This is a genomic window from Actinocrispum sp. NPDC049592 (assembly GCF_040675465.1).
Taxonomy (GTDB): domain Bacteria; phylum Actinomycetota; class Actinomycetes; order Mycobacteriales; family Pseudonocardiaceae; genus Kibdelosporangium.
On sequence record NZ_JBFAPA010000004.1, the window covers coordinates 164,308 to 181,873 of the forward strand.

At 69.8% G+C, this 17,566-nt stretch carries 18 protein-coding genes and 1 pseudogene; 13 read left to right on the forward strand and 6 right to left on the reverse strand.

Annotation, left to right across the window (positions count from 1 at the left end; genetic code table 11):
- Positions 1-5: 5 nt before the first annotated feature.
- From AB0J95_RS12955 to AB0J95_RS12990, 8 genes and pseudogenes are all read left to right on the forward strand, one after another.
- The gene (locus AB0J95_RS12955; RefSeq protein ID WP_364756532.1) at positions 6-239 is read left to right on the forward strand and encodes a phosphopantetheine-binding protein; all 234 of its coding nucleotides are present in this window, start codon (positions 6-8) and stop codon (positions 237-239) included.
- Positions 229-1,413 carry an acyl-CoA dehydrogenase family protein gene (locus tag AB0J95_RS12960; RefSeq protein WP_364756535.1) on the forward strand — a complete coding sequence of 395 codons (1,185 nt, stop codon included), beginning with the start codon at positions 229-231 and terminating at the stop codon, positions 1,411-1,413. Before AB0J95_RS12955 ends, AB0J95_RS12960 begins: the two co-directional genes overlap by 11 nt.
- Before the next feature lie 6 nt (positions 1,414-1,419).
- Positions 1,420-2,463: an HAD-IIIC family phosphatase gene (locus AB0J95_RS12965; protein ID WP_364756537.1), complete on the forward strand. Its 1,044-nt coding sequence runs from the start codon at positions 1,420-1,422 to the stop codon at positions 2,461-2,463.
- Positions 2,463-3,446, forward strand: coding sequence for a methylthioribose-1-phosphate isomerase (locus AB0J95_RS12970; protein WP_364756540.1), 984 nt, complete (start codon positions 2,463-2,465; stop codon positions 3,444-3,446). Before AB0J95_RS12965 ends, AB0J95_RS12970 begins: the two co-directional genes overlap by 1 nt.
- Positions 3,443-4,093 (forward strand): annotated as a pseudogene (mtnC, locus tag AB0J95_RS12975) (acireductone synthase); the annotation flags it as partial. The gene AB0J95_RS12970 and the pseudogene mtnC, both read left to right, overlap by 4 nt.
- A gap of 9 nt (positions 4,094-4,102) precedes the next feature.
- Positions 4,103-4,696 carry a methylthioribulose 1-phosphate dehydratase gene (gene mtnB, locus AB0J95_RS12980; RefSeq protein WP_364757191.1) on the forward strand — a complete coding sequence of 198 codons (594 nt, stop codon included), beginning with the start codon at positions 4,103-4,105 and terminating at the stop codon, positions 4,694-4,696.
- Positions 4,696-5,268 carry a cupin gene (locus AB0J95_RS12985; protein WP_364756542.1) on the forward strand — a complete coding sequence of 191 codons (573 nt, stop codon included), beginning with the start codon at positions 4,696-4,698 and terminating at the stop codon, positions 5,266-5,268. The genes mtnB and AB0J95_RS12985 overlap by 1 nt, the downstream gene beginning before the upstream one ends.
- 2 nt (positions 5,269-5,270) lie before the next feature.
- The gene (locus AB0J95_RS12990; RefSeq protein WP_364756544.1) at positions 5,271-6,983 is read left to right on the forward strand and encodes an IlvD/Edd family dehydratase; all 1,713 of its coding nucleotides are present in this window, start codon (positions 5,271-5,273) and stop codon (positions 6,981-6,983) included.
- Here AB0J95_RS12990 and AB0J95_RS12995 read toward each other — a convergent pair.
- Complete coding sequence (locus AB0J95_RS12995; RefSeq protein WP_364756546.1) at positions 6,980-7,699, reverse strand: hypothetical protein; 720 nt, start codon at positions 7,697-7,699, stop codon at positions 6,980-6,982. The two genes, AB0J95_RS12990 and AB0J95_RS12995, sit on opposite strands and share 4 nt — an antisense overlap.
- A 179-nt stretch (positions 7,700-7,878) precedes the next feature.
- Between AB0J95_RS12995 and AB0J95_RS13000 the strand changes: the two genes are divergently transcribed.
- From AB0J95_RS13000 to AB0J95_RS13010, 3 genes are all read left to right on the forward strand, one after another.
- Positions 7,879-9,324, forward strand: a complete 1,446-nt coding sequence (locus tag AB0J95_RS13000) for an FAD-dependent oxidoreductase (protein WP_364756549.1) — start codon at positions 7,879-7,881, stop codon at positions 9,322-9,324.
- Positions 9,325-9,490: 166 nt separating this feature from the next.
- On the forward strand, positions 9,491-10,219 hold the full coding sequence (locus tag AB0J95_RS13005) for a sugar phosphate isomerase/epimerase (protein WP_364756551.1): 729 nt from the start codon (positions 9,491-9,493) through the stop codon (positions 10,217-10,219).
- Entirely contained in the window at positions 10,216-11,301 is a 1,086-nt protein-coding gene (locus AB0J95_RS13010; RefSeq protein WP_364756554.1) for a Gfo/Idh/MocA family oxidoreductase, read from the forward strand. The genes AB0J95_RS13005 and AB0J95_RS13010 overlap by 4 nt, the downstream gene beginning before the upstream one ends.
- Here AB0J95_RS13010 and AB0J95_RS13015 read toward each other — a convergent pair.
- The gene (locus AB0J95_RS13015; protein WP_364756556.1) at positions 11,296-11,880 is read right to left on the reverse strand and encodes a TetR/AcrR family transcriptional regulator; all 585 of its coding nucleotides are present in this window, start codon (positions 11,878-11,880) and stop codon (positions 11,296-11,298) included. The two genes, AB0J95_RS13010 and AB0J95_RS13015, sit on opposite strands and share 6 nt — an antisense overlap.
- Before the next feature lie 22 nt (positions 11,881-11,902).
- Between AB0J95_RS13015 and AB0J95_RS13020 the strand changes: the two genes are divergently transcribed.
- Together AB0J95_RS13020 and AB0J95_RS13025 are read left to right on the forward strand one after the other, a co-directional pair.
- Positions 11,903-13,057: an MFS transporter gene (locus AB0J95_RS13020; RefSeq protein ID WP_364756559.1), complete on the forward strand. Its 1,155-nt coding sequence runs from the start codon at positions 11,903-11,905 to the stop codon at positions 13,055-13,057.
- Positions 13,054-13,872: an alpha/beta hydrolase gene (locus AB0J95_RS13025; protein WP_364756561.1), complete on the forward strand. Its 819-nt coding sequence runs from the start codon at positions 13,054-13,056 to the stop codon at positions 13,870-13,872. The genes AB0J95_RS13020 and AB0J95_RS13025 overlap by 4 nt, the downstream gene beginning before the upstream one ends.
- A 2-nt stretch (positions 13,873-13,874) precedes the next feature.
- On the opposite strand, the gene AB0J95_RS13030 is transcribed toward AB0J95_RS13025, so the two are convergent.
- From AB0J95_RS13030 to AB0J95_RS13045, 4 genes are all read right to left on the reverse strand, one after another.
- Positions 13,875-14,729, reverse strand: a complete 855-nt coding sequence (locus AB0J95_RS13030; RefSeq protein ID WP_364756564.1) for an LLM class flavin-dependent oxidoreductase — start codon at positions 14,727-14,729, stop codon at positions 13,875-13,877.
- Between the two features lie 83 nt (positions 14,730-14,812).
- Positions 14,813-15,628 (reverse strand): helix-turn-helix transcriptional regulator, encoded by an 816-nt coding sequence (locus tag AB0J95_RS13035; RefSeq protein WP_364756566.1) that lies wholly within the window; start codon positions 15,626-15,628, stop codon positions 14,813-14,815.
- A 517-nt stretch (positions 15,629-16,145) separates the two neighbouring features.
- Complete coding sequence (locus AB0J95_RS13040) at positions 16,146-16,616, reverse strand: hypothetical protein (RefSeq protein ID WP_364756569.1); 471 nt, start codon at positions 16,614-16,616, stop codon at positions 16,146-16,148.
- 327 nt (positions 16,617-16,943) lie between these two features.
- Complete coding sequence (locus tag AB0J95_RS13045; protein ID WP_364756572.1) at positions 16,944-17,264, reverse strand: NUDIX hydrolase; 321 nt, start codon at positions 17,262-17,264, stop codon at positions 16,944-16,946.
- Positions 17,265-17,566 lie beyond the last annotated feature (302 nt).

A 17,566-nucleotide genomic window follows, 5' to 3' on the forward strand; every position in this document is an offset into this window, starting at 1 on the left:
CTGACATGTTGGACACCAAGACCCGGATCCGGTCGTTCCTCGGTACCCGCCTGCCCGGCGATCTGACCGACGACGAGGACATCTTCGAGGCCGGCCTGGTGAACTCGCTGTTCGCCATGCAGCTGGTCCTGTTCGTGGAGCAGGAGTTCGCCATCCAGGTCGGCAACGACGACCTGGAGCGGGACAACTTCCGCAGCGTCAACTCGATCGCCGGGCTGGTCGAGCGCCATGTCGGCTGACTCGCTCGCCCCGCCCGGCAGGTATGCGGACACGGCCCGGTTCCGCGAGTTCGTCAACCGGGTCGTCGCACCGCGCGCCGCCGACATCGACCAGGACGGCGCCGTGCCGGTCGACGTGGTGAAAGCCCTGGCAGTCGAAGGGTTCCTGGGCGCGGGAGTGTCCACTGAGCACGGTGGCGGCGGGTTCGACGCTGTGCGTATCGGCATCCTGCACGAGGAAGTCGCGCGGGGCTGCTCGTCGGTGCGTACGTTGCTGACAGTGCACGGGATGGTCGCTGGCGCGGTCGAACGCTGGGGCACGCCCGCGCAGCGCGCGGATCTGCTGCCCCGGCTCGCCGGCGGCGAGATTCTCGGGGTGTTGGCGTTGAGCGAGCAGAACGCCGGCAGCGACCCGAGCGCGCTGGAGACGCTGGCCTCGCCGGTGACCGGTGGGTACGTGCTGACCGGGACCAAGCGGTGGATCAGCATGGCCCTGATCGCCGACGTGCTGCTCGTGTTCGCACGGACTCTCGGCGGGATCACGGCTTTCCTGGTTCCGCGGGACACGCCGGGCCTGCACGTGAGCCCGATCGACGGTGTGCTCGGCACGCGCGGCGGCCTGATGGGCGAAGTGCGCCTGGAGGGCTGCCGGGTCGGCACGGACGCGGTGCTCGGGCCGGTGGACCGTGGGTTCATGACGGTCGCGGCGAGTGCGCTGGAGTTCGGTCGTTACAGCGTCGCCTCGGGCTGTGTCGGCATCGCGCAGGCGTGCCTGGACCTGTCGCTGGAGCACACCGGGCGCCGGGAGCAAGGTGGGTCGCTGATCAAGGACCACCAGCTGATCCGCCGGTTGCTCACCGACATGGCTACCGAGGTGGCCGCGGCACGGCTGCTGTGTCGTCAGGCCGGTGCTTTGCGCGAGACCAACGACCTGGCGGCGCCGATGGCGACCTGGATGGCCAAGTACTTCGCGTCCACCGCCGCCAACCGGGCCGCCCGCGAGACGGTCCAGATCCACGGCGCCGCAGGCTGTTTCGACGGTCACCCGGCCGCCCGGTACCTCCGGGACGCCAAGGTCATGGAGATCATCGAGGGCAGCACCCAGATCCAGCAGGTCGTCATCGCCGACCTGGTCCGCCAGGACCGCCACCGGGTGGCGGACCTGCCCGAGGCACTCATGTCGGCAGGGAGGTGAGCCGTGATGTCTGACACCAAGCCGGTCAAGTGCGTGGTCTGGGACCTGGACAACACGGTCTGGGACGGTGTTCTGCTTGAGGACACGGAGGTGCGTCCGCGTCCGGAGGTGCTGGAGGTTCTGCGGACGCTGGACGGCCGCGGGATCCTGCATTCCATCGCCAGCCGCAACGACTCCGCGGCCGCGCGGGCCAAGCTCGAGGAGCTGGGCATCGCGGACCTGTTCCTGTACCCGCAGATCCACTGGGGCTCCAAGGCCGAGTCGGTCGCGGCCATCACGAAACGGCTCAACCTCAACCCGGACGCGTTCGCGTTCGTCGACGACCAGCCGTTCGAACGCGAGGAGGTCGCCTCCCGGTTCCCGGCTGTGCGGGTCTTCGACGCCACCGAGGTCGCCGATCTGCCGTCGCTGCCCGCTTTCCAGCCCGCCTTCGTGACCGAGGAGTCCCGCCGGCGCAGACACATGTACCAGGCGAGCATCGAACGCGACCAGGCCGAGGAGGAGTTCGGCGGCACGTCCGAGGAGTTCCTGTCCACTTTGGACATGGTGTTCACCATCGCGCCGGCCACCACCGAGGACCTCAAGCGTGCCGAGGAACTGACCGTCCGTACCCATCAGCTCAACACCACCGGCCGCACGTACTCGTATGCCGAGCTTGAAGAACTTCAGCGCTCGGACGACCACCTGTTGCTGCTGGCGGATTTGACCGACCGGTACGGCTCGTACGGCAAGATCGGCCTCGCCCTGGTCGAACTGGGTTGCGAAGCATGGCGGGTCAAGCTGCTGCTGATGTCGTGCCGGGTGATGTCCCGTGGTGTGGGAACCGTGCTGCTCAACGAGATCCAGCGGCTCGCGGCCGCCGCGGGCGCGCGCCTGCAGGCGGACTTCGTGACCAACGACCGCAACCGGATGATGTACGTGACCTACCGGATGGGCGGGTTCAAGGAGGTCTTCCGCGACGGCGACGAGGTCGTCTTCGAGGCTCCCGAAGGCGAGATCCCGCCGACGCCAACTTATTTGACCCTGCGCAGCCCGGCTGGGGCCGTCTGATGCCTACCCTGGCCGACAGCGTGCGACTCGCCGACGACGGCGTGCACATCCTCGACCGGCGCGTGTTCCCCGCCCGCCGGGAATGGGTGCACTGCGCCACGGCCGAGGATGTCGCGAAAGCCATCGAGGACATGGTCACCCAGTCCTCGGGGCCCTACTTCGCCGCCCTGTGGGCCATGGTGCTCGCCGCCCGCGAGGCGGTGGAACTGCCCGACCCGATGGCGCACATCGTGGGCATGGGGGAGCGGATCGTCGCGACCCGGCCCACCAACAACGGCCTGCGCGAAGCGGTCCGGATCGTTCTGTCTACTGTGGACTCACGTGACCCGGTAGGCTCCGCATTGGCCGGTGCGCACGCGGGCGATGAGGAGTACCGGTCACGCAGCCGTGCTTTGGGTGAGCACGCGGCGAAGTTGTTGCCGGACAACGCCCGTGTGCTCACGCATTGCTGGGCTGATCTTTATCTCGTGGGGCTCGTCGAGGCCGCTCAGGCGGCTGGCAAGACGTTCCGGTTCTACTGCACCGAGACCCGTCCTTACCTGCAGGGCGCGCGGCTCACCGCCGAGACCCTCGCCGAGATGGGCGTCGAGACGACCCTGATCACCGACAACATGGCCGCCGCGGTGCTCGCCTCCGGGCAGGTCGACGCGCTGGTCACCGCTGCCGACCGGGTGACCATGGACGGTCACGTGGTCAACAAGATCGGCACGCTCGGGCTCGCGGTCGCGGCCCGCTCGTTCGGCGTGCCGTTCCTCGCGATGGTGCATGCCCCCGACCGGTTCGCGCCCACCGCGGCCGACGTGCCGATCGAACACCGTGCGGGCGCTGAGGTTCTGACGGCGGCGGGCGTGGTGAACCCAGCGATCCAAGGGCACTATCCGGCGTTCGACGTGACGCCGCCGCGGTTCGTGTCCACTGTGGTCACCGACCGCGGCCCGTTCGACCCGGCCGCGCTGGCCGGTTATCACCAGGAGGAGCTGTGATCGACGCCGACTGGGTGGTCCTGGACATCGAAGGCACGACGGCCGCCACCAGCCAGGTCCGCATCGTCCTCTACGACTACGCCCGGCCCCGCCTCGGCCCATGGGTCGACGCACACCCCGATGACCCACTGGTGGCGGAGATCCGTTCGGTGGCCGGGACCGACGACGCTGTGGCGGCCCTGCACGGCTGGATGGACGCCGACGAGAAAGTCCCCGTGCTCAAGGCGGTTCAGGGGTTGATCTGGCAACGCGGTTACGCGGACGGGGAGCTGACGTTCGAGCTGTTCCCGGACGTGCTGCCGACCCTGCGGACATGGCGGGAGAACGGCCTGCGGCTCGCGATCTACTCATCGGGGGCGGTCACCGGGCAGGTCGCGGCGTTCTCGCACACCACCGAGGGCGACCTCACCGGCTTGTTCGCCCGGCACTTCGACACGGTAAACGCCGGTCCCAAGCAGGAAACCGTGTCCTACAAATCGATCGCGGACGCGCTGGACGCCGAGCCGGGCCGGATCGTCTTCTTCTCCGACGTGCCAGCGGAACTGGACGCGGCGGCCGCCGCGGGGTGGCAGACCGTCGGTGTCGCGCGCCCAGGCGAGCCGTACGTGAACGCCGACTTCGGTCCACATCGGACGGTAACCACCCTCGACTCGGTGCTGTACTCCGTTGAGGACGCCGGACGCCAGCTGGCCGCCGAGTCCGCCCGCTATGCGGCGATGGGGTGGATGCGTGGCACCTCGGGCAACCTTTCCGTGACGCTGCAACGGTTCCCGCTCCAGCTCGCGGTCACGGCGAGTGGCCTGGACAAGGGCGAGCTGACCGCCCAGGACGTGGTGGTCGTCGACGGGGCGGGGGAGGCGGTCGGCGGCGGCAAGGCGTCCGCGGAAGCGGGCCTGCACGCACGGATCGCCGCGGTCGCCGGTGCCGGTGCGGTGGTCCACGTGCACGCGCTGGCCCCGGTGCTGGCCGCCGAGCGGTGGCCGGACGGGGTCCCGCTGAGCGACCTGGAGATGCTCAAGGGATTCGGTCGGGCCGCCCACGACGACGTGCTCACCGTTCCGGTGGTGCCGAACTCCCAGGACATGCGCGAGCTCGGCGACGCGTTCGAGCGCGGCTTCCGCGCCGACACCCCGGCGCTGATCGTGGCCCGGCATGGCATCTACGTGTGGGGCGACGACCTGCGGCAGGCCCGCCACCGCCTCGAATGCCTGGAATGGCTGCTCAGGTTCGCCCTGGAAAGGGGACGATGATGACGTTGCTGACGGTGTGGGCGGACGACGATCCGGCCACCGCGCTGGTGCGCACCCGCGACGGTGAGGAGGTCGCCGACGAGCTCAAGCAGATCGGCGTCCGGTTCGACCGCTGGCCGGTGCTCGACCTGCCCGCCCAGCCCACCTCCGACGAGGTGCTGGCCGCGTACGCGCCGCAGGTCAAGCACGTGATCGACACCGAGGGGTACATCCTGGTCGACGCGATGTCGATGAACCCCTCGGACGACCCGGAGTGGCTGGCCAAGGCCGCACAGGCCCGGCAGAAGTTCCTGGCCGAGCACACCCACGACGACGCTGAGGACCGGTTCTTCGCCCGTGGCGCCGGGGTGTTCTACCTGCACGCCGGCGGCAATGTGTACGCGGTGCTCTGCGAGGCCGGTGACCTGCTGAGCGTGCCCGCGGGCACCACGCACTGGTTCGACATGGGCTCGCGCCCCGACTTCGTGGCCATCCGGTTCTTCCACGAGGAGGATGGCTGGGTCGGCAGCTTCACCGGAAGCCCGGTCGCCGAGCGGTTCCCGGACTTCGACACCTTGGCAGGAAGGGACTAGTTGTGTCGCTCCGCAGTTCAGCGTGGTACGCCGGGCAGGACCGGAACTCCTACATCCACCGGGCGTGGATGCGCCGAGGCGCCCCCGATGACGCGTTCACCGGGCGGCCGCAGATCGCGATCGCCAACTCGGCCTCCGACCTGACCCCGTGCAACAGCCACCTGAACGAGGTCGCCGAGAGCGTCCGCCAGGGGATCTGGGCCGCGGGCGGGGTGCCGCTGAACCTGCCGGTGGTGTCGCTCGGCGAGACCAACATGCGGCCGACGGCCATGCTGTGGCGCAACATGGCGGCGATGGCCACCGAGGAGATGCTGCGCGCCAACCCGATCGACGGCGTGGTGCTGCTCGGCGGCTGTGACAAGACGATCCCGTCGCTGCTGATGGCCGCCGCCTCGGTGGACATCCCGGCGGTCGTGGTGCCCGGCGGCCCGATGCTGACCGGCACGTTCCGGGGCAAGCCGCTGGGCTGCGGCACCGACGTGTGGCGGCTGAGCGAGGAGGTCCGGGCCGGAACCCTGTCGGCCAAGGAGTTCCTGAGCTCCGAGTCGTCGATGATCCGCAGCCGCGGGCACTGCAACACCATGGGCACCGCGTCCACGATGGGCCTGGTCGCCGAGGCGCTCGGCACCACTTTGCCCGGCACCGCTGGCATCCCGGCCGCGGACAGCCGTTTGCTGGCTCGTGCGCACGAAACCGGACGGCTCGCGGTGGAGATGGTCACGTCGGACCGCCGGCCGAGTCAGGTGATGACCGAGGGCTCGTTCCGCAACGCGATCGTGGCGCTGGCCGCGATCGGCGGGTCCACCAACGCCGTCGTGCACCTGCTGGCGATCGCCGGCCGGTTGGGCGTTGCGTTGTCGCTGGAGGACTTCGACCGCATCGGCTCGGACGTGCCGCTGCTGGTCAACCTGCAACCGGCGGGCGAGTACCTGATGGAGGACCTGCACCGGGCCGGTGGCCTGGCCGCGGTGCTGCGGCAGGTCACCGACCTGCTCGACAAGGACGCGATCACCGTGACCGGTCGTCCGCTCGTGGAAACGTTGGGCGAGGCGGAGATCTGGGACGCCGATGTCATCCGCACCCGCGAGGCCCCGCTGCTCCCGCACGCCGGAATCGCCGTCCTGCGCGGAAACCTGGCTCCCAACGGCGCGATCATCAAACCTGCCGCGGCCTCCCAGCACCTGCTGACCCACCGCGGCCGCGCCCTGGTGTTCGACTCGGCCGAGGAAGTACACGCCCGGATCGACGACCCGGACCTCGACGTCGACGCCGACACCGTGCTCGTGCTCCGCGGCTGCGGGCCCCGCGGCTACCCGGGGATGCCCGAGGTCGCGAACCTCCCGCTGCCGTCGAAGCTGCTGCGTGCCGGTGTCCGCGACATGGTCCGGGTCTGCGACGGCCGGATGAGCGGCACCGCCTACGGGACCGTGGTCCTGCACGTCGCCCCCGAGGCGGCGACCGGCGGCCCGCTGGCGAAGGTCCGCACCGGCGACTGGATCACCCTGGATGTGCCCAACCGCCGTCTCACCGTCGACATCCCGGACTCAGAGCTGGCCGCACGTGAGCCGTCCGAGGGTCTGATGGCCGCGCTCGCGCAACCCCGCCGCGGCTGGGAGCAGCTCTACGTCAACACCGTCACGGGCGCGGACACCGGCGCCGACCTGGACTTCCTGACCGGCGCCAGCGGTCACGACGTCGCCCGGGAATCCCATTAGGACGCCGCGATGGCGTCGCAGATGAGCTCGTTGCGGGCGTCCTGGCCCTTCTCGGGGTAGGACGTGTGCACGCCGTCGCGCAGGTACATCGTCAGGCGGGACGGCTTCGCGGCGAGGAACTCGGCCCAGTGGATGATGCGCAGGTTCGCGTGCCGGGCCTGCGCGTCGGCCAGCTGAAGGTTGACCCAGGCACTGTTGCGCTGGTCGGCCAGCCGCACGGCGTCGGTCACGCTGGTCCGCGCGACCTGGACGTTCACCCAGTAGACCGTCCTGGTCGACCCGGCGATGCTCATCACCCGGTCGATCTGGGCGGCCATCACCGGGGGAGCGAAGATGTCGTTCGACCCGGTCGCCATCAGGATCCGCTTGGGCATGCCGTAGGTCGTCGCCCAGTCCTGCAGCGCGTCCACCGCGGGCGCGGTCGGGCGGCCGGACCAGTTGTGCACGGCGAGCAGGTCGCCCGTGCGGGCCTTGAGGCGCACAGCGAGGGCGTAGCCGTCCTGCACGGAGATGCTGTCGCCGAACATGTACAGCCCGTCGGTGTCCCGCACCTGCCTGATGGTGGACGGTTCGGAAATGCGCCGCTGCCCGGTGTCCCACGGCCCCAGCTCGCCGGAGCCGTAGTCGTCGGCGGCCAGCGCCTCCTCCGCGGCGACGAGGGTGGAGCCTAAGGCCAGCGCGCCCGCGGTGAGCAGGCGTCGGCGTGTCGTACCCATGCACGTTCCCCAGTCCTCGAGTGGTTGCCGCCGGTCATCGTAGGTGTTGACACCCATCGCGGTGGCCGAAATGATCCACTCCACAACCGAACAACCGAAATCGGCGCCGTGGTGGCAGGTGGGTGCGCTGGTGTGTTCGCGCTGGCCGCGAACATGACCAACCCACCCACGGAGGTTATGTGTCCCACCACATCGACGTTGTCGTCGTCGGCGCGGGAATGGCCGGTCTGGCCTGCGCGTACCGGTTGGCTCAACGCGGAATCAACGTTGTCGTCCTGGAAGCCTGTCCGCACATCGGCGGCCGCACCGCCGGTGTCTCGGTGGACGGTCTCACCATCGACCTCGGCGGCCAGTTCATCGGCCCCGGCCAGGACCGGGTGTACGCGCTGGCCGCGGAACTCGGCGTGTCGACGTTCCCGACCTACACGGCGGGCGCGAACCTGCTCGAGACGTCGGCCGGGCGGCTTCGGCGATTCCACGGTATGGTCCCGAAACTCGGCCCCTTGACGCTGCTGGACGTTGCACAGGCCCAGTCTCGCCTGTCCCGGCTCGCCCGCGGCGTCGACACCTCAGCGCCCTGGCGGAGTCCGTCCACCCTCGACAGTCAGACCCTGCAGTCGTGGATCGACCGCACGGCAAGGACTCGCGGCGGACGTCAGTTCCTCGCCCTGGCCTGCCAGGCCATCTGGGCCTGCTCGCCCAGTGAACTGTCCTTGCTGCATGCACTTTTCTATGTCGCGTCGGCGGGCAGCCTGCCCGCCTTGACCGACTTCGAAGGCGGCGCCCAGCAGGACCGGTTGACCGGCGGCGCATCAGGCCTCGCCGCCAAGCTCGCTTCACGCCTTGACATCCACCTCAACGCACCCGTCCGTCGGATCTCCCAAGACGCCAACGGTGTCACGGTGTCCACAGAGGATGGATCCATCTGGCGGGCCGGTCACGTGGTCGTCGCTCTGCCGCCACCCCAAGCAGCCCGGATCGCCTACCACCCACCACTTCCCGCCACCCGCGACAGCCTCACACAACGACTCCCCATGGGCAGTGTCATCAAGTGCGTCGCCATCTACCCGGAACCGTTCTGGCGCAAGGAGGGCCTCAGCGGCGCCGCCCTGAGCCTCCGCGGCCCCATCACCCTCACCGTCGACAGCAGCCCCCAGGACGACGACCGCGGCGTCCTGCTCGCCTTCGCCGCCGCTAGTACCACCGCTGCCACCACCGCGACCGCCACTGCCACGGGCGCCACCACCGCCGCCACAGCCACCCCCACGACCGCCACCGGCGCCCCCACGACCGGCGCCAGCACCGGCGCCGCGACTACCGCCCGAACACCCAACTCACCTCTCCTCACCTCCCTCATCCATCTCTTCGGCCCTCAAGCCGCCACCCCCACCCACTTCCTCGAACACAACTGGAACGACCAGCCCTTCGCCCGCGGGGCCTACGCCGCCCTCTTCCCACCCGGCGCCTGGACCCGCCTCGGCCCAGCCCTCCGCCCACCCATCGGCCGGATCCACTGGGCCGGCACCGAAACCTCACCACGCTGGTACGGCTACATCGAAGGCGCGATCCGCTCGGGCGAAGCCGCCGCCGACGCGGTCAGGCCGATCTCGTCGTCTCACATGTGACACTCAATTCAGGACTACGAACACGGTAAATACCTCAGTGACGAAAATGCGACCGAATGCACGGAGCGGCAACCGGCCCAAAGCGTGAAGGTGAGTGGGGGCTGGTGGGAATACTTACCAGGTGGTAGAAATCGTGGGAGCGCTTCCACACACTCGGGGAGTTGGGATGAGCAGGGTTTCGGTGCAGTTGTACTCGGTTCGGGACCTGTTCTCGGAGCAGCCGGGGAACACCTTGCGGCGGCTTGCGGAGATCGGGTTCACGCAGGTGGAGCCGTATGGCGTCGTGCAGAACGCGGAGGTCCTGAAGGGGCTGGGGCAGTACGGGCTGACCGCTCCGACGGCACACGCGCGGCTGATCGGCGAGGACCAGCACGAGGTGTTCGCCATCGCCAAGGAGTGCGGCATCGGGGTGGTGATCGACCCGTTCGTCGGCCCGGACCAGTGGCGCGACGAGAAGGACATCGCCGCGACGGCCGAGGCGATCAATGGCGCCGCGAAGGTTGCGGCGGAGTACGGCGTGACAGTGGGCTACCACAACCACTGGTGGGAGATGGAGAAGATCAACGGCCGCACGGCGTTCGAGGTCTTCGCGGACCAGCTCGACCCGGAGGTCGTGCTGGAGGTCGACACCTACTGGGCGACCGCGGGTGGCGAGGACGCGGCGGCGCTGCTCGGCCGGCTCGGCGACCGGGTCAGGGCGATCCACGTGAAGGACGGCGGCCTGGCCACCGACGCGACCGGGCAGGTCCCGGCGGGCCAGGGCAGCGTGCCCATCGAAAACGTCCTGAACGCGGCCGGAGACGCCCTTTGGGTGGTGGAGTTCGACCAGTTCGACGGGGACATCTTCGACGGCATCAAGCAGAGCTACGAGTTCCTCGGCGAGGTGCGGCGATGAGCCCGGTGGGGGTCGGCCTGATCGGCGCGGGCACGATCAGCGACACCTACCTGGAGAACCTGACCAGCTTCCCGGACGTCCAGGTCCGGTTCGTCGCCGACCTGGACACCGGCCGGGCCGCGGCCCAGGCGGCCAAGTTCAACGTGCCGAGGTCCGGCACCGGCGCGGAACTGCTGGCCGACGAGGACCTGGAGCTGGTGGTCAACCTGACCATCCCGGCCGCGCACGTCGAGGTCGGCCTGGCGGCCTTGGAGGCGGGCAAACACGTCTGGTCGGAGAAGCCGCTGGCCCTCGACCGGCAGAACGCGCGCAAGCTCCTCGACCAGGCCATGCAGAAGGGCCTGCGGGTGGCGTGCGCGCCGGACACGATCCTGGGCGCGGGCTTCCAGTCGGCCAGGCGGGCGTTGCCGCGGATCGGCCAACCGCAGAGTGGTCTCGCGCTGTTCCAGACGCCGGGCCCGGAGAGCTGGCATCCGTCGCCGGAGTTCCTGTTCCAGGCCGGCGGCGGGCCGCTGCTGGACATGGGCCCGTACTACCTGACCGCACTCGTGCAGCTGTTCGGGCCGATCCGCAAGGTGACCGGCGCGGGTGGCCAGTCCAGGAAGACCCGGGTGATCGGCAGCGGTCCCAGGGCGGGCACCGAGTTCGCGGTGACCGTCCCGACGACCGTCACGGCGCTGATCGAGTTCGAGAGCGGCGGGTCGGCGCAGCTCGTGCTGAGCTTCGACTCGGCGCTGCGGCGGGTCGGCGTTCTGGAAGTCACCGGCACAGCAGGCACACTGGTGGTGCCGGACCCGAACCGGTTCGACGGCGCCAGTGTCCTGCACGTCAGCGATGACCAGGAGGAACTGTCCCCGCAAGGGCACCAGGCCTCGCGTGGCACCGGGGCGCTGGAGCTGGCCAGGGCGATCAGGAACAACGAACCGGAGCGGGCGTCCGGTGAGCTGGCCTACCACGTGCTCGACGCGATGCTGGCGATCGACGAGTCGATCATCCGCGGCCGGTCGGTGGACGTGGAGAGCCGGGTCGAGGTCCCGCCGCCGCTGCCCGCCGACTGGGACCCGTACACCAGCACGTTATAGCTGAACAGTGAGCAGGTTCTGCAGGTAGAACCGGAGCGAACCGACGAGGTCGACGTCCGAGGGAGTGGTCAGCCATTGCACCTGAAGGCCGTCCATCAGGGCGATGAACGTCAGCGTCGCCAGCTCCGGGTCGACGCCCGGGCGCAGTGTGCCGTCGGCCGCGAGCATGCGGAACGACTCCAGCGCGCTGTCCCGGGCGATCTCGTAGTGGCGGACGAAGTAGTCGTGCGCGGGGTGGTCCTCGGCGACGGCTTCGGCGGCCAGCCGGGCGTAGAGGTCGACGATGCCCGGGTGGGCGACGTTGTGCTCGGCCAGGGCCAGGAAGTGGCGGAGCACCTCCAGCCCGGGCGGGACGTCGAACCGCTGCGAGTCCTCGGCGTCGCGCCGTTCGAGCACGGCCGCGAGCAGCGCCTCTTTGGTGGGGAAGTAGTAGATCAGCCCGGCGTGGGTGATTCCGGCGCGCTTGGCGATCTCCCGCAGCGAGGAACCGTGGTAGCCCACCTCGCCGTACACGGCGACCGCCGCGGTGATGATGTCCTCGCGGCGAAGCCGGCCCTTGAGATAGCCACCGGTCGTCACCAGACCATGATGCAGGAGACCAATGACTGTCGTATCCCCGGCCCGGCCGCGGGCCGCTCGCGTGGCGACCTGGGTGTACTTCACGATGAACGGGTTCGCCGTCGGCCTCTGGCTGGTCCACATCCCCGTTGTCGAGCGGACCACCGGTATCTCGCACAGTGTTCTCGGAGCGTTGCTTCTGTTGCTGGGTGGGTCGGCGTTCATTGGCATGCAGATCGGTGGCGCGCTCGCTGACAAGATCGGTCAGCGCAAGCTCGTGCCGACCGCGGGTGTGCTCACCGGCGTCGCGTTGATCGGGCCTGGTCTGGCGCATGAGTGGTGGGCGCTGGGGCTGGCATTGCTGCTGTTCGGGTTCGCCAACGGGACCTTGGATGTGGCGATGAACGCGCAGGCCGTGGTGGTGGAGCGGGCCTATCCGCGGCCGATCATGGCGGCGTTCCACGCGATGTGGTCGATCGGCGGTGCCGCGGCGTCCGTCGTCGGTGCGGCCGTGCTGGGCGCTGGCGTGCCGACTGCGGTGACGTTGGGCGTGTGTGGCGCGTTGGTTGTGGTCGTCTCGCTGGCCACGGCTCCGCTGCTGATCGAGGCCGACCGGCCGGAGGAGCACGAGAAGGCCGGGAAGGTGACGGTTCCCGCGCGGATCGTGTGGCTGCTCGGTGCGATCGCGTTCGCGATGATGCTGGCCGAGGGCGTGGCGAACGACTGGGCCGCGTTGGAGTTCAAGGACGTTTTGGGCACGTCGGCGAGCACGGCGGCGTTCGCGTACGGCTCGTTCGCGGTGGCGATGACTGTGGGCCGGTTCCTGACCGACCGTGTCACGGCACGGGTTGGCCCCGTCGCGGTAGTGCGTTACGGCGCTGCTATGGCTGCCGTCGGACTTGCGATCGCGTCGGCTTCACCGTGGGTGCCGTTGTGCTTGGTTGGGTGGGCGTTGTATGGGCTTGGCCTGGCCGGGGGAGTGCCGGTGTTGTTCACCGCCGCGGGCAACCTGGATCCGCGTTCGTCGGGTGCGTTGATGGCTAGGGTGGTGGGGCTGGGGTACGTCGGCATGCTGGCGGGGCCCGCGGTGATCGGTGGGTTGACGCACTGGATGCCGTTGAACGTGGCCTTCGTGGTGCCGTTGGTCCTCTGTGTGTTCGCGGCGGTGTTCGGCTCGGTGCTGAGGAGTCCACGATGAACGAACGTGAGGTGCGGCTGGCCGACGGCCGGAATCTGCAGGTCTACGACACTGGCGACGGCGAGTTGACGGTGTTGTGGCAGCACGGCACGCCGCAGACCGGAGCGCTGCTCGAACCGGTGGTGGCAGCGGCGAAGGCGCGGGATATCCGGGTCGTCTCGCCTGCGCGGCCGAGCTATGGAACGTCCAGCCCGAATCCAGGCCGGTCGGTCAGGTCGGTCGGCGAGGACCTGCGGCAGGTCGTCGATGCCTTGGGAATCGGGCGGTTCGCGGCGGTCGGCGCGTCCGGTGGCGGTCCGCACGCGCTGGCCTGTGCCGCGGTGATGCCGGACCGGGTGACCGCGGTGGCCGGGCTGGCCGGGTTGGCGCCGATGACCGGCGATTTCGACTGGTTCGCGGGGATGGCGTCGCCGGGGGCGCCGCGGGCGGCCGTCGAGGGCCGTGCGGCACGCGCGAAGTTCGCTGAGACGGCCGAGTTCGACCCGGACGACTTCACGGAGGCGGACTGGGCCGCGCTGGACGGCGCCTGGGCGGCACTGGGGCAGGACGCGCAGCGGGCGGGACGGGCGGGCCCGGACGGGCAGGTCGACGACGACGTCGCCTACGTGTCGCCGTGGGGGTTCGACGTGACCGAGCTCGAGGTGCCGGTCCTGGTCGTGCACGGCGGTGAGGATCGGGTGGTGCCCGTGTCGCACGGTCACTGGCTCGTCGAGCACCTGCGTGCCGGTGAGCTCTGGTTGCGGCCGCGCGACGGGCACATCTCCGTCCTGACCGCGCTCCCCGTCGCGCTGGACTGGGTGCGCGGCCAGGGCTGAGGTCAGAGGACGATGTCGGCCAGCCGGGCGACGTCGTCCAGCTCGTCGGTGACCGGGTGGATGATCAGCTCGTCGGCGCCGATCTCCTCGAAGCTCTTCACCAGTTCACGCAGCTGGGCGTCGGTGGTGGCGACGTTGCCCGCGACGCTCTTGGCGAAGTCCTCACCGGCGACGCTGTAGTAGTCGTACGCGTTGGCGCGGCCCTTGTCCGGGTCGGTGATCGAGTAGTAGGCGATGACGGCCAGGCGTGGCTGGCCCTCGCGGCCGGCTTGCTTCCAGGCGGCGCGGGCGTTGTCGAACAGCGGCGCGATCACCGGCGCGGGCACGGACCCGCCGATGTAGCCGATGCCCCACTTGGCCATCCGCTCCATGGCGGCCGGGGCGAACCCGCCGAACAGCATCGGCACGTCGATGGACCCGCCGGGCACGCCCGGGTTGTCGCCACCGCCGACCGGCTGGCCGCTCCACAGCGCCTTGTAGTCCTCCAGCGCGGCGTTCATCCGCTTGCCGAGTCCCTTGGGGCCGTGGCCTTCCACGACGAAGTCGTCCGAGCGGCCGCCGACGCCGATGCCCACGGTCAGCCGTCCGCCGGAGACCGCCTGCAGGCTCGCCAGCTCCTTGGCCAGCAGCGGCGCCGGCCACACCGGCGCCAGCATGACGGTGCTGACCAGGCCGATGGTGCTGGTCGCGCCGGCGGAGGCGGCGAGGGCGACGGTGTCGATGATGCCCGGGTAGGCGATCCGGCCGACGGTGCCCAGCGAGGAGAACCCGGCCTCTTCGGCCGTGCGGGCCCAGGCCGGGATGACCGTCGCACGGACATCGCGCACCTGGTTGGGCAGCCCGATGCCGATCTTCATGTTGCTCCTTGGTGTCGAGACGGTTGGTGAACGTGCACAAGCCGCGGACTGGTCCGTGGCCGCGAAGGGGTACCCACTGGGGGTCAGGAGATCAGCGAGTCCAGGAGTCTCAGGCGGTCGGCCGAGTCGGTGCCCGGCTCGGCGCCGACGAAGATGATCCGCTGGCTGGGGTCGTCCGGCAGGCGCAGGCTTTCCCGGTAGAGCTTCATGTGGCCGACCAGGGGATGGTTGTACTCGATCACGCCGTGGGTGCACTCGGCGACCGGGTGGGTGGCCCAGATCCGGGCGAAGTCCTCGCTCTTGATGCTCAGCTCGCCGACCAGCTCGGTCAGCAGCCGGTCGTCCGGCTGGTCGCTGGAGGCCATCCGCAGGTAGGAGGCGATCTCGCGGGCGTGGGCGGCCCAGTTGACGATCAGGTCGCGCATCGCCGGGTCGAGGAAGGTCAGCTTGGCCATGTTCGGCCGCTGGTCCGGGCGCAGGCCGGTGAGCGCGAAGCCGAGCCGGTTGCCGCCCAGCACGTCGGTGCGCCGGCCGACGATGATCACACCCTGTTCGGTGTTGGCGTCGGCCACCGCCTGGAGGGTGGGCCGGATCCGCTCGGGGCCGGTCTCCCGGCGGGTCACCTGCGCCGGCCAGGCCAGCCGGAACATGTGCAGGCGTTCGCTCTCGTCCAGCTGCAGCGCATGGGCGATGGCCTCCATCACCGAGTCGGACATCTGGTGGCTCTCGCCCTGCTCGATGCGCGTGTAGTACTTCACGCTCACCCCGGCCAGCTGCGCGACCTCCTCGCGCCGCAGTCCCGGAACGCGCCTCGGCGACCCATCCGTCCGCACCCCCGAGGCCTGCGGCGACAGGGCCGCGCGGCGGGAGCGCAGGAAGTCACCGAGTTCGCTGCTCATAGAACTAGTGTGCCCTAGTCGCTCGGGGTCCTGCCGTCCCCTGTGATGGGTACCCACCGCGACCTGCGGGAACAAGATCAGGGTGTGGCGCGATCCGTCATCGTCCACACAGGACGGTCAGATGCGCAGGATGCGCAGGCAGAGTTCGTTGAGGACGGTGTGCATCTGCCCGTCCGTCAGGTGGGTCGCGTCGAAGCCGTGCTCGATGAACAGGCGGCGGGCCGTCTCCAGGACCACTGCCCGCCGCCCGCCTCCCGTGCCTTGCGCATGTCTCCCGCACGTCCTCGCGGCCGTTGACCCGCCGCAGCCGCGACAGGGCGACCGGCGGCTCGTCGATGCTCTCGGTGCCGGTCAAGCGGTCGTCCTCGGCGTGGCCTCGGAGTACCGCCCGGTGACCCGCCACGGCAGCAGGTCCCGCCGTTTGACGTCCTCGAGGAACCAGACCGCGCCCTGCGTACCGGTGTACGGCTCCTCAACGGAACGGACAGGCGTTTCTGGGGTTCTCGGTCCGCGACCGTCACGGTCGTATAGCGCCGTCCGGCCAGCAGATCCGGACCGGCCGGCCGAGGCTGTGGGCGTAGTTCACCGCCGCGGCGGTCCCGCCCGGTCCGCGAGGCGCCGCGCCATCCCACACCGCGACGAGAAGGTCGCATTTCTCGACGATCAGCCGCCCCGCCGCCTCGTAGGCCTGCGGGCCGGGCTCATCGAACTCCAGGACGGTGACCTCGTCGGCCGCCTTCAGCAGCCGCTCGTACGTTTTGGCGTCCTGCACAGTGCTCTGGTAGCCGAGCGCGGGCAGCACCGCGTGCAAAGTCCCGCCCTGCCACAACACCGTCTCGGCGAAGACCAGGTCGGCACCGTCCGCGAGGCTGCTCATCCCGAGCACGGGTTGCGGCTGTTCACGGAGTATCGCGGCGATCTGCGCCCGCACATGCGCCTCGATGACCGCCGTCAGCTCCCGGTGCCCGGTCACCCCGATGATCGACATGGTCTCCCCGTCCGCCGAACCCGGAATCCCCGCATCCAGCCCGCTGCGCCACGCCCGCCAAACCGCCACCATTGCCGCCGACACACTGGACTGCAGCCTCTCGGAGCCGATCAGCGTGTTCGCCGAATGGCGAGCCCCTCCCTGCGTTACCGGCCTCGCCCCCAGCCAAGTACCCACCCGACTACATCACCTCGCACCCTGCTTGTCCAAGGCGATGTGCGCGAAACGCTCCCGCGCTACTTGGCGGACAATCCTCACACCGGGATCGCCCTGGCCTACTTCGACCGCGCCACCCCGGCCTGCCTGCGGTGGGGCACGCAGCCAGGATCAGGCGACGGTACCCGCCTCGACCAGCAGCGCTTCCCGGTTGGCCAGGATGAACTCTTTCAACGCGGTCGGCTTCAAGTCGACCGCAACCAGATCATCTCCGCGCAGGTCAACCCGGTCCAACTCGTAGCCGCCCCGCGACGGATCACTGAACTCCGGGCCGCTGCGGGCTGACTCGTCCAGGTTGGCGAGCCGCGCCACGAAGAAGTGCTGCACCGCGACCCCGGCATCTGACGGCGAGCTGAACAGGAACACCTGCGAAGCGTCCGTGGCCTCGGCGCCCAGTTCCTCGGCCAGCTCGCGGTAGAGCGCTGCCTCCAACGAGGCGTCACTGTCCTCGACGCCACCCCCAGGAGCGGTCCAGTAGGGCGCCTGCCCCGGCTTGGTCCCGCTTTGTCAACACAAGTCGACCACGATCGTCGATCAAGATCGCCCGTGCCGCACTGCGGGGCACATTCCGCAGCTCGTGAACTGCCCAAAGGACACGCCCCTGGTCATGAACGCGGGCCGGGCGCAGGGCCGGTTCGTGGTGTGGCGGCACGGATCCAAGAAGTCGCCCGGCAACCCCAGCGCGAGCATGCGGTCACGGTTCCTCGCGCTGCGGGTGCGCCCGGCCAACCACA